Annotated in this window: 12 protein-coding genes and 1 riboswitch; all 12 genes read left to right on the forward strand. The window is 36.3% G+C overall.

From position 1 onward, the window contains the following. Window positions 1-178: 178 nt before the first annotated feature. Window positions 179-715: an NADPH-dependent FMN reductase gene (gene ssuE, locus JFU24_RS28395; protein WP_201185148.1), complete on the forward strand. Its 537-nt coding sequence runs from the start codon at window positions 179-181 to the stop codon at window positions 713-715. A gap of 332 nt (window positions 716-1,047) precedes the next feature. Further along, window positions 1,048-1,156: riboswitch (SAM riboswitch) on the forward strand. Between the two features lie 178 nt (window positions 1,157-1,334). Further along, entirely contained in the window at window positions 1,335-1,478 is a 144-nt protein-coding gene (locus JFU24_RS28400) for a YezD family protein (RefSeq protein ID WP_082527691.1), read from the forward strand. 214 nt (window positions 1,479-1,692) lie between these two features. Then, the gene (locus tag JFU24_RS28405) at window positions 1,693-2,370 is read left to right on the forward strand and encodes a phosphoadenylyl-sulfate reductase (protein ID WP_309559283.1); all 678 of its coding nucleotides are present in this window, start codon (window positions 1,693-1,695) and stop codon (window positions 2,368-2,370) included. A gap of 28 nt (window positions 2,371-2,398) precedes the next feature. Then, entirely contained in the window at window positions 2,399-3,547 is a 1,149-nt protein-coding gene (sat, locus tag JFU24_RS28410) for a sulfate adenylyltransferase (RefSeq protein WP_201250814.1), read from the forward strand. 41 nt (window positions 3,548-3,588) lie between these two features. Beyond that, a complete protein-coding gene (cysC, locus tag JFU24_RS28415) occupies window positions 3,589-4,188 on the forward strand; it encodes an adenylyl-sulfate kinase (RefSeq protein ID WP_201185142.1) in 600 nt (199 codons plus the stop codon). A gap of 17 nt (window positions 4,189-4,205) precedes the next feature. Beyond that, window positions 4,206-5,831 carry a nitrite/sulfite reductase gene (locus tag JFU24_RS28420; RefSeq protein ID WP_201185140.1) on the forward strand — a complete coding sequence of 542 codons (1,626 nt, stop codon included), beginning with the start codon at window positions 4,206-4,208 and terminating at the stop codon, window positions 5,829-5,831. Between the two features lie 21 nt (window positions 5,832-5,852). Beyond that, complete coding sequence (locus JFU24_RS28425) at window positions 5,853-6,068, forward strand: DUF3906 family protein (RefSeq protein WP_201224221.1); 216 nt, start codon at window positions 5,853-5,855, stop codon at window positions 6,066-6,068. 18 nt (window positions 6,069-6,086) lie between these two features. Next, the gene (cobA, locus tag JFU24_RS28430; RefSeq protein WP_201185138.1) at window positions 6,087-6,863 is read left to right on the forward strand and encodes a uroporphyrinogen-III C-methyltransferase; all 777 of its coding nucleotides are present in this window, start codon (window positions 6,087-6,089) and stop codon (window positions 6,861-6,863) included. Next, on the forward strand, window positions 6,863-7,624 hold the full coding sequence (locus tag JFU24_RS28435; protein ID WP_201185136.1) for a sirohydrochlorin chelatase: 762 nt from the start codon (window positions 6,863-6,865) through the stop codon (window positions 7,622-7,624). Before cobA ends, JFU24_RS28435 begins: the two co-directional genes overlap by 1 nt. Continuing rightward, the gene (locus JFU24_RS28440; protein ID WP_201185134.1) at window positions 7,605-8,234 is read left to right on the forward strand and encodes an NAD(P)-binding protein; all 630 of its coding nucleotides are present in this window, start codon (window positions 7,605-7,607) and stop codon (window positions 8,232-8,234) included. The genes JFU24_RS28435 and JFU24_RS28440 overlap by 20 nt, the downstream gene beginning before the upstream one ends. Window positions 8,235-8,397: 163 nt before the next feature. Then, on the forward strand, window positions 8,398-9,297 hold the full coding sequence (locus tag JFU24_RS28445) for a sulfite exporter TauE/SafE family protein (RefSeq protein ID WP_201185132.1): 900 nt from the start codon (window positions 8,398-8,400) through the stop codon (window positions 9,295-9,297). A gap of 894 nt (window positions 9,298-10,191) precedes the next feature. Then, complete coding sequence (locus JFU24_RS28450) at window positions 10,192-12,384, forward strand: helix-turn-helix domain-containing protein (protein WP_201250815.1); 2,193 nt, start codon at window positions 10,192-10,194, stop codon at window positions 12,382-12,384. Window positions 12,385-12,483 lie beyond the last annotated feature (99 nt).

Below are 12,483 nucleotides of genomic sequence, written 5' to 3' on the forward strand. Positions count from 1 at the left end.
AGGTTATTCACATTAATCCCGAGTTAAACACTTGACTTTTATTTTTCTGAATATTACGATGATTATATGATACATGACTTTACCTAGGCAGGGTTCTTATCCGATTTATGTGATTGAGTGATTTTTATTGAATCAGCAAGTCTTAACGCAGATAAGAAAATAATAGGAGGAAATTTATATGAGCGAAATCGTAATTTTATCGGGCAGTCCAGCGAGTCCATCAAGAACTGACATCTCTTTAAAACATGTTCGATCACTAGTTGAACAAGTGGGGTTTACCACTGCTTATTACTCTATAACGGATTTTTCCGCAGATGATCTATTCCAAGGCCGGTATAATAGTGAAGATATAATAAAGCTTTCAGAAAAAATTCAGGAAGCTAGAGGTATCATTATTGGTTCACCAGTATATAAGGCATCTTACACAGGCGTGTTAAAAGCTTTGATTGATTTGCTACCTGAGGGTGCATTTAAAAATAAGCCTGTTCTGCCAATTATGATTGGTGGAAGTAACAGGCATTTATTGGCGATTGATTACGCACTTAAACCTTTAATTTCAATTTTAAAAGGTGAGCCGTTGCAGGGCTTATATTTTGTAGATAAGGAAATAGATAAGCAGAATCCAGAAAGCCCAATTAAAGATGGCGAATTAGTTGATCGTGTGCAAAGTCAGGTGCAAGAATTTGTTGAAGCGATTCAATTAAGAAATAATTAAATGCTGTTAATAGACTAAAAGTAAAGGCTTAAGGTTTTGAACTATTTTTATTTTCATGAGATTAAAGATTATTTATGTACAATCATTAAAACTAATTAACCTTAACAATTAGGCCTTAAACAATTGTAAAAAGAGGTAAGTAATGAAATAGACTCATTTTTTTTAAGAGTTTCTCTTGAAAATGAGTCTATTTTCATATTTAACTTATACAATATCCGTTCAAGGAAAAGTGTGTATAATAATAACAGTTCACCCATTTTATTAATCCAAGTTATTTTATAAGAAAACTCCATTGACAAGGAATAAATATATGTTAATATTTAAAATAATAAAACTTATCCAGAGCGACGGAGGGAATTGGCCCTTTGAAGTCCAGCAACCTGCATGATGGATGCAAGGTGCTACATCCAACAAAATGTTGATCATTTTGGAAGATAAGGTAAAAAATATTACCTTGAAAATCTTTCCATCATGGAAGGGTTTTTATTTCTGTAAAATTCGTTTGCAAACCATAGCATTGTAAGATGTTTTGGAATATATAAATTTAAGAAAATGCATTTTATAAACGGGTCAGCTATACGATAAGCTAGTCTCGGATTTTCTTAAAGGAGGAACTGGCTTGGAAAAAGAGAATCAGCTGGAGGAAATATTTGAACGCCTACAAGAAATGCTTAAGTCGATGAAATATGGATCCATAACACTTATCGTCCAGGATGGTAAAATTATTCAAATGGAAAGAAATGAAAAGCTGAGAATTAAATAAGGTATCTGCTGACTAGAAAACTAGAGGTGGATTTAACTGATATAAAAGAGAGTATTAGTTAAATTCGTCTCTTTTTTCTAGGGTCTTTTAAGCGTTAAAAAACAACAGCGAGTATTAATCGCAAGTTACTCTATTCTGTGAAACATTTAGCAAGTTTTTAGAGGGGGCTTTAAGATTGTCTGCATTAGTAAACTATGAAAATTTCGACACAGAGATTTTGCCTGCATTTCCTGAGGACAGTGAGACAAAAGGTGCTTTAGAAGTTCTTGAGTGGGCAAATTCCCAATATGGTAACAAACTCATTTATGCATGTAGTTTCGGCATTGAAGGAATAGTACTTACGGATTTATTGGCAAAGGTCAATCCTTCAGCCAAAATTGTTTTTCTGGATACGGATGTTCATTTTGAAGAGACTTACAAATTAATTGAACAAGTTAAAAAGCGCTATCCGCAGCTTTCAATTGAAATGAAAAAGCCGGCATTGACGCTCGAGGAACAAGCAACTGAATATGGAGATGAGTTATGGCTCCGTGATTCAAATAAATGTTGCAGCATACGTAAGATCGCGCCGCTTACTGAGGTACTTTCAACGGCAACTGCTTGGCTCTCGGGACTACGCAGGGAGCAATCTGAAACAAGAGCATTAACGGAATATATTAATCAAGATAATAAGTTTAAATCAATTAAAATATGCCCGCTTATTCATTGGACATGGAAAGATGTATGGCGCTATGCCCATAAAAATGGACTTCCATATAATGTTCTTCACGATAATGGATATCCTAGTATTGGCTGTAAAACATGTACGGCACCTGCTATCAATGCCGATGATTTACGCTCAGGACGTTGGCAGGGCGCGCAAAAAACAGAATGCGGATTACATTTATCTTAATAAATAGAAAATTTAGGGGGAAATTAGTATGACAGTTAGCTTACCGCACGGAGGAACGTTGATCAATCGTTGGGAACCAGACTATGATATTACTAAAATAAACAACTCAATCGAAATTGATGAGATTGCTTTAAGTGACCTGGAATTAATAGGTACTGGGGCCTATAGTCCTATTAAAGGATTCTTTACAAAAGATGACTATCAAGCAGTGGTTAAGGATATGAGGCTTAGCAGCGGCCATGTTTGGAGCATCCCGATTACTTTGCCGATTACTGATGAAGTAGCAAAAGCTCTTACTCTAGGAGAAGAAGTAAAGTTGAATCATGAAGGAGAAACATACGGAGTTCTCATTATTTCTGATATCTTCAGACCTGATAAACAATTGGAAGCCACATTAGTTTATCAAACGGATGATGAGAAACATCCTGGTGTGAAAAATTTGTATAACCGTGGTGAAGTATATGTCGGCGGGGATATTAAATTAGTTAAACGAATCGAACGTCCACTATTCCAAGATCATTATTTGGATCCTGTTGACACAAGAAAAACTTTTGCTGAAAAAGGCTGGAAAACAGTTGTTGGATTCCAAACAAGAAATCCTGTTCACCGTGCACATGAATACATTCAAAAAACTGCATTGGAGATTGTAGACGGTTTATTTTTAAATCCGCTAGTAGGTGCTACTAAATCAGATGACATACCAGCTGATGTACGGATGGAGAGTTATAAAGTACTACTAGAGAAATATTATCCTAAGGATCGTGTCTCCCTAGCAGTTTTCCCTGCTGCCATGCGTTATGCAGGGCCAAGAGAAGCCATTTTCCATGCCATGGTTCGTAAAAATTACGGATGCACCCACTTTATTGTTGGCCGTGACCATGCCGGTGTGGGCGATTATTACGGCACTTATGATGCACAAAAAATCTTTGGTAATTTCAAACCTGACGAGTTAGGAATCACGCTATTATTCTTTGAACATAGCTTTTATTGTAAAACATGTGGAAATATGGCTTCTGCTAAAACATGTCCGCATGGTAAAGAAGATCATGTTATCTTATCCGGAACGAAGGTTAGGGAAATGTTGCGTAATGGTGAAATTCCACCAGCTACCTTCAGTCGTAAAGAAGTCATCGAAGTGTTAATCGAAGGCCTGAAAAAGAATGAAGTATTTAACTAAACTAGTTTCAAATATATGTAAGTAGTAAGAGGGGGATAATAATGAGTAATAGCACGAATGTAACTTGGCATGAAGCGTCTTTGACTAAGGAACTCCGTCGTAAGCAAAACGGACATGAGAGTACAGTTCTATGGTTCACAGGACTCTCAGGCTCCGGAAAATCAACGATTGCAAATGCAGTCGCTAAAGAGTTGTATAACCGAAATATTCGAAGTTATGTCTTGGATGGAGATAATATTCGTCATGGCTTAAATAAAGATTTGGGTTTTTCTGAAGAGGATCGGACTGAGAATATTAGGCGGATCGGTGAAGTTTCCAAGCTTTTTGTGGATAGCGGGCAGTTCGTATTAACGGCATTTATTTCCCCTTTTCGAGCAGACCGTCAAATTGTACGCGATTTGCTTGAAGAAGGCGAGTTTATTGAGGTCTACATAAAATGTCCGATTGAAGAATGTGAAGTGCGTGATCCAAAAGGTCTTTACGATAAGGCACGTAAGGGAATCATTAAAGACTTTACTGGGATTGACTCTCCATATGAAGAACCTGAACAGCCGGAAATCGTTTTAGAATCCAACCAATATAGTGTTGAAGAGTGCGTCGAACAGGTAATCAACTATTTGACAACTAAGAGAGCGATTTAATCGAGGAGGAAAAAGTAGTGGTATATGAGAAGTTTTGGTCTGAAAATCCGGTAATTGCTAAAAACAAAACTGAAGTCTGGAAATTAGAAAAAGATGGTTTGAAGATCTTTGACGATATTCCTCATTATGCAGCAAATGGATTTGAATCCATTCCTAAAGAAAAGTGGGATATGTTCAAGTGGGCAGGTCTATACTTGCAACGACCAAAAGAAGCGGGCTATTGGATGATGCGTGTCGTTATTCCTGGTGGTATCCTTACTTATGACCAACAAATCACACTTGCTAATATTGCGAAAGATTACGGTAGAGATGTTTATGACATCACAACTCGCCAAGCTATTCAGTTTCACTGGTTGACTATTGAACAAGTCCCTGATATTTTGAACCGTCTAGAACAGGTTGGGATGACTACTGCTGGTGCATGTGGTGATATTACACGGAATATAATCGGAAATGCATTAGCTGGAATCGATCCTGACGAACTTTTTGATACACGTGACGTCCTTTATAATGTATTTGAGTATTTCCGACTTAACGAAGATTTTTCAAACCTTCCAAGGAAATATAAAATGTCAGTCAGTGCTAATGTTCATAATGCTGCCAATGCTGAAATTAACTGCGTTTCATTTAATCCAGCTACGAAGGTTATTGATGGAAAGACAGAAGTTGGTTTTCACGTTAAAGTAGGGGGTGGATTATCCTCCGTTCCTATGCTAGCAGAAGAACTTGATTTATTCATTTTACCGGAGAAAACAGTGGAAGTGGCAGCCGCCATCACAACGATTTTCCGTGACTTCGGTTACCGTGAAAAGCGTCATCGCTCTCGTTTGAAATTCCTTGTTGCTGATTGGGGTCCAGAGCAATTTAAGGAAAAATTGCTTGAATACACCGGTCCACTTCCAGAAAAGGGAGAAAGTGCATTGAAGGAATGGAATGCTGGCTATTTCTATGGTATCCATAAACAAAAACAAGAAGGACTTAACTATGTTGGAGTCAATATCCCAGTTGGCCGTTTAACTCCAGACGAAGTTATTGAGTTTGCTGAACTTTCTAAAAAATACGGAAATGGTGAAATCCGCAACTGTAATTCGCAAAATCTAATTATTCCTAATGTTCCGGATGCAAAACTTGAAGAATTAAAACAAGAATCAATTTTTGAAAGATTTCCATATCAACCAAAAAAATTCATTGGATATTCCGTTTCTTGCACAGGCATTGAGTATTGCAACCTGGCACTTGTTGAAACAAAAAACCGGATGAAAACTATTGCTGAAAAACTGGATAAAGAAATTGATTTAGATGTACCGGTAAGAATGCATATGGTGGGTTGCCCTAATAACTGTGGTCAACGAGCTATTGCTGAAATCGGGTTGCAAGGTATCAAAATGAAAAACCAAGACAAAAAAATGGTCGAGGCTTTTGAAATATACGTAGGCGGAACACTTAATGCTGGTGGGAAGTTCAATGAAAAATTAAAAGGGAAAGTGGAAGCTGAAAAGCTTTATGACGTATTAAAAGAGCTTATCCTGTTTTTCAAAGAAACAAAGCTATTGTCTGAAACTTTCTTGGATTTTGTAGAGCGAGTAGGAAAATCAGAATTACAAAGTAAACTTGATAATATTTTAACAGAGGTTGCTGTTTAAATAGCGGAAGGTAAGAAGAATATGAATCTATACCGTTTTGAAGTCACTATTAAAGAAGAACTAATTCATGTCATCATCGCCGCAGATTCGGATGAAAAGGCCTTCCAGCTCGTTGATATCGAGCTGGAAAAGCGTTTTTTGAAAATGCCTGAAGTGGATGATATATCATTATACGAAAAAAGAAAAATTAATTATGGAACAGGTTACGTATTATCGGAATTCGAAACAATTCTCTAAGGGAAGGCAGGTTGCATAATGGGGAAAGTATATCTAGTAGGAGCCGGTCCTGGAGATCCAGATTTAATTACAATAAAAGGATTAAAGTGCATTCAAGAAGCCGATGTCATTTTATATGACCGTCTTGTCAATAAAGAACTGTTGAATTATGCAAAAGAAGGAGTCGAATTGATTAATTGCGGTAAACTGCCGGATTATCATTTGTTGCAGCAAGATACAATCAATCGATTTCTAGTTAAATATGCAAAAAAGGGGAAAATTGTTACGCGATTAAAAGGTGGCGATCCCTTTGTTTTTGGAAGAGGCGGAGAGGAAGCTGAAGCCCTTGCAAAAAATGGCGTAAGTTTTGAAATTGTGCCAGGCATTACGGCTGGAATTGCTGCCACAGCTTATGCTGGAATTCCAGTGACCCATCGAGATCATGCTTCTTCATTTGCCATTGTTACCGGCCATCGGAAAAAAGACGAAGATGATAATATCAAGTGGGGATCTCTTGCAAATGGTATTGATACATTAGCTATATACATGGGAGTGAAGAATCTACCGTATATTCAAGGGAAACTTTTGGAGCATGGAAAAAATCCCAATACTCCAGTAGCTCTTATTCATTGGGGAACGTTAAAAACACAAAAGACAGCTGTCAGTACATTAGATAATGTAGTAGAAACAGCCAAAAGTGAGCAAATTTCCAATCCTTGCATGATAGTTGTAGGAGATGTGGTCAATTTACGAGAGAAGATCAAATGGTTTGAACAAAAACAAGCGGAAAATTTGTTGGCAAATGAGGCCTTTTAATGGAAGCTATATTATATATTTGCCATGGAAGCCGTGTCAAAGAAGCATCTGCCCAAGCGATTGATTTTATTCATGTATGCATGGAAGGACAATCTAACACAATTCAGGAGTATTGCTTTTTAGAATTACAAAGTCCTACGATAGAAGATGCCTATGATCGATGTGTGCAACGCGGAGCGACGAAAATCATTGCTATTCCAGTTCTTCTGTTAACTGCTGCACATGCAAAATATGATATTCCAGTAATTCTATGTAAAATGAAAAAACAGTATCCAGAGGTAGAGTTGAAGTACGGAAGACCCATAGGGGTCAGTGATAAAATGGTTGACATTTTAGTAGAAAGATTGAAAGAGACAAACGAAAAGGTAACGGAGAATTCACTAGTTTTATTAGTTGGAAGGGGCAGCAGTGATCCCGACGTGAAACGAGATTTAAGCCAATTAGCGGGTTTACTTAAGCGCAGGTTACCAAAAAGCCAAGTACAAGATTGTTATCTGACTGCTGCTTCACCAACTTTTGCAGAAGCATTGGAAATGGCTGAAGATTCCCAATCAGATCAAATTTTTATTATTCCTTACCTTTTATTTACCGGTATTTTAATGCAATCCATCCAAACAGCTATTAAAAAGATCCAGAAAAAAGGCAAACAGAATTTTGTTCTCTGCCGTTATCTCGGTTATCATCCGAAGATAGAAAAAGCATTATCAGAACGAATTCACGAAGTGTCTGAGGAGGGTGCTTATGTATCCAATTACTCTTAATATTGAGAATAGAAAGTGTATCATTATCGGCGGTGGTAAAATAGCTTACTTTAAAGCGGGCCCCTTACTAGAAGCAGGTGCTGAAGTAACTGTTGTAAGTCCTGAAATATGCGAAGGTTTCCAGAAGCTACAAGAGGAAGGGAAAATCCATGTTTTACTTAAAGAAGTAGAAGAAACTGACTATAAAGATGCTTTTTTAATCATAGCTGCAACAAACTCCTCAGAAATTAACGAGCAAGTCTATAAGAACACATCTCATAGCCAACTTGTTAACGTTATTAGTAATCAAGAGCTGGGCAACTTTCATATACCAGCTACATTGAATAGAGGTAAGCTCACAATTAGCGTTTCTACCAATGGGGCAAGTCCAAAACTCGCTAAAAAAATCCGAAATGATTTACAGGAAGTTTATGATGAGTCATATGAAGAATACCTTGAATTTCTTTTCGAAGTAAGGATGCATATAAAAAAGAGTTCATTATCAAAAGATGAAAAATCTCAGTTACTAAAAGATTCAATTGAGGATATTTATAAATATTCCCTTAAAGAAAGATATCGTTTTTTAGCTAGGCTTTTGCCAGTAGAAACTGAATATAAATCATTGGGCTGATCAGAAAAACTGAAGGCACCTAATCAAAATGAAACAATTATTTTGGTTAGGTGCCTCTTTGTGTCTGAAAATAAATTTTGAATGTTCTATTTACTAGAGAATTGTATGTAGGTCGGGTCGAGGGTAATTTAGGTTCTATCTAAGTAAAAAAAAGGGGGAAGTCATGAAAAAGTTAATCGTTTTAGCCTTTATCGGGTTATTAGCCCAATTAATAGATGGTTCACTTGGAATGGGGTATGGAGTAAGTTCAACTTCCTTATTGTTGACATTCGGGATCGTACCTGCAGTAGCATCAGCATCTGTTCACTTATCTGAAGTAGTAACTACAGCTGTTTCTGGAGCATCTCATATCAAGTTTGGGAACGTAGATAAGAATATGGTCTATCGTTTGATTATTCCAGGTTCTGTTGGAGCATTTGTGGGTGCATGTTTTCTGAGCAATTTGCCAGCTGAATTAGCAAAACCGTATATTGCTATCTTTCTATTTGGCCTAGGAGTATACGTTTTGTTTCGTTTTCTATTTATTTTCAAGCCGTCTAAGGAAAATGAAACCGTAAAGCCATTAACAGCGAAACAATCTATCCCGCTAGGACTTTTTGCAGGGTTTTGTGATGCAACAGGTGGAGGGGGATGGGGACCGATAGCGACGCCTGTTCTATTGTCCAAAAAAGGAATGACTGCGAGGAAAGCTGTCGGGACAGTTGATACTAGTGAGTTTGCGATTGCTTTTTTTGGTAGCCTTGGTTTTATCATTTCTCTTGGATGGGAAGCGGTTAATTGGCTTTGGGTTGGAGCACTGATTATCGGTGGAGTAATTGCCGCACCGATTGCGGCCTGGCTTGTTCGTATGCTTCCTGCTCAATTAATGGGGGTTTTAGTAGGTGGTTTCATCATTTTAATTAATGTAAGAACCCTTTTATCTACATGGGTTCCAGACGATGCACACATCTATATTTATGCAGTTATTGTCATTGGATGGATTGCAGGGATTTATTTTACAATCAATAAGATGTCTACGGCGAAAAAACAAGGTTACGTGGAACAACAGCAGAATGTTTCTTAATTGCGGTAGAAGGCAGAAGTTGATATTACAGATTTGTTTTAATAACTAATGAAAAACTCGTAGGTACATAGAATACCTACGAGAAAGGTCTTTTAATAAAAGCAATATGTTTTTGAGTATGAAATCTACCTATGTATTCTTCTGTATAGTTTACACCTGTTACAATGCAATAATGTAAATAAACATTGAAATGGCTTCTTTCATTAATAAAGGGAAGGGACGTATTCGCCTTGCAATAAAGAGACCACGACTAAAACTATCGAACCAAAAGGCTACCAGACATGATGAGTTCTTAACGTTTCATTCTTGTTCAGACTTTATAGGACTGATTTGACCATTTCTGGAGTTCGTGTCTAAACGCCTCATTGAATAATTCAGCTCCTACATTATTAAACGAACATGTATAAAAATCTCATCCCAACTCTCCCTCATTCAATATTCCATTCTTTATTATAGATCCAATATATCGTTCCAATCTCTATTTACTGCTTTCAACCGAATGAATTTGATGAACCATGTTATAGCCCCGCTGCATAATCTGCTTTCCAGATAGTTTCAGAGTGAACTAAAAAGTGATTTCTCTTTATCGACAGAATTCCGTTCGTTAAACGCAATAAATTATCAATCTTCAAGTTTTTTCGATGTAGTATTCAAAAGTAAAGTATTGCTTACAAGAACTTTATTAGTATGATGCTGAATAGAAACAAACAAGTTAGGCATGGTACAAGAGCCGACATAATTATTATTAAAAGGCATTAAACTGAAAAACTTCCAAATAAGAGGTTCGTTATTAATTGAAATTTCTGTTAATTTAGAAAAATGTAAAATCGTGATGTGTTAATATTGGTATAAAAGGATTTTGTTGTAAATGTATATGAAAAGGGGAGAAATCGATTGGAGCTTACAAAGAGAGAAAAATTGATAAGAAGAATTGACCGTCATCTTCGTATAACGGCTAGGCAACTTATTATGTTCGATACAGAAGAAGAGACGCTGAAGTTTCTAATAGATTCGTTTCAATCAGATTTAAACTGTGACTTTGTCTGTATTCTTTTGAATGAAGATGGATATTTAATTCCAAAGGTATTCAACGGTGAATCCGATTCATTCATAGAGAATTTCCCTATTAATATCAGGAATAACAGTTCTGACCTTTTAGAATATCCCTTGGCGTTTTCCGATTCGGAAGTAGAGAAAATACATGAACTTTCGGATGTGATTAGAAAAGAAAAGATACAATCATGGTTCACTGTTCCTTATAAAGGGGATTACGGAGTATCAGGTGTCTGTTTAATTGGTTTTAAAGATTTGGTTCCTTTATATCAAGAAATGGTATTGATTTTTACTGACTTTGGAAAAGATATTGCGGTTGCAATCAAATTAGCAAAGCAAAGAGAAGAACAAAAGAAAATTGGAATTGAGTGGATTACGGAAAGTTTATCCGTTAATTCGCCAATAGAAAAAACTATTGGGAAAATAATAGAGAGAGCGGGAAAGGGAACGCAATCAAAGAGAGCTTGTGTTTATTTATATATAGAAAAAGATAATAGTTTCATTTTGCAAGAACCATGCTTTGGCCAACCACTGTCACTAAAAAGAATCGTTCCCCAGAATAATAAACTTATCGACTACTTTCCATATCTTGCTGCATGGGGAGGTAAAGCATTAACAGTTTCCTTAACGATGAATTTAAAAACGATTGGTGTGCTCCACGTAGAAGAGAAGGAAACTAACAACGGAATATATACAGCAGATGATTTACAAACTTTAAAATTGATGGCTCAACATATGGCTGCATTAATTGAAAATATCCGATTATTTGAAAGTGAAAAGGAGCATAAGCAAAGATTGCATATGCTGCTAGATTATCAGCAGGCTTTGGTAAAAGAAACGATTGAGCAAGATAGTTTTATTGGTATAACCAATACAGTCAGCGAACTTTTCTCTAGTTCGGTCTTACTCTTTGATCGGTTCATGAGACCTATTGCCCATTCCATGTATCCATTAGATAACGCTGACGTTCAGTTACTTATTGAACAGGCGACTTACCAGGTATTTCAAGGGCGTAATCAAGAAATTTGGCAGGCATCCATGGGTGACACGGAAAAAAAACTAATGATCTGGCCAATTAATCACGGAGGAGATCTTCTCGGACATTTGGCTATTCATCTAAACCAAAATCACATGGATGACTTTTTTAAGCTCAGTGTCAATATCGCTAGAAATATATTCTATTTGCAATTTATTAAACAAAAGCTTGTGTTTGATACGAAAGAACAGGTTAAGGATGGTTTTATCAATAAATTGTTAGTGCATAATTTGATAAATGAAGAAGAAATCATTCAATATGCAAATGTATTCAATTGGAATTTATTTTTACCTCACCGTATTTCTGTACTTTCTTTTAATTTTGGAAACAAAGTTGAATCTGAAAATGGAATTATTGAGTTTCAAGAGAAAAAAACCTTGTTATTTAACCGGGTGAGGGAGTGGATTGCAGCATTTGATAAAGAAATTCTATTTGCAACTAAAGGGGAATTATTTATATTAATCGTCCCAATTTCAATAGAGAAAGATAACCCGAGGGAATTTTGGACTAAACTCTTTACCTATATCCAAAAGTGGAGCAAGACTGAACTGGCAAAGCCCTTCTATTTAGGTATAGGAGGAAAAACAGCAGCAATCGGTGACTATTTTGTTTCTTATCAACAAGCTGTGGAATCGCAAAACGTGATAATAAACCAGTTTAAAGAATCGAATTTTGTTCTTTATGATGATTTAGGAGCATACCCTTTATTTCATCATTTGAAGAACAGTACATCGACCCGATTGTTCATAAAAAAATATCTAAGCCCTATTTTAAATGACTCTGATGACAAAAATAATACCCTTTTTCAGACACTGCGAGCTTATTTAAATAATAATGGAAGCATTAAAGAAACTTCTGAGGAACTTTTCATTCATCGCAGTACACTGCAGTACAGAATGGAAAAGATTCAGAGCCTGTTGGATATCGAATTGACTAGTTCTGAACAGCGATTTAATCTGCAGCTCGCATTTAAATTAAATGACATCATTGATTTGTAATTCGACATGATGATGAAAAACTAAATACTTTTTCCTTCACGGTGCAGGTATTTTTGACTGCCCTATTTTTTTATAATGAAAATACAGAATAAACAAAAA

The sequence above is a fragment of the Peribacillus sp. TH27 genome (genome assembly GCF_016650915.1).
GTDB lineage: Bacteria > Bacillota > Bacilli > Bacillales > DSM-1321 > Peribacillus > Peribacillus butanolivorans.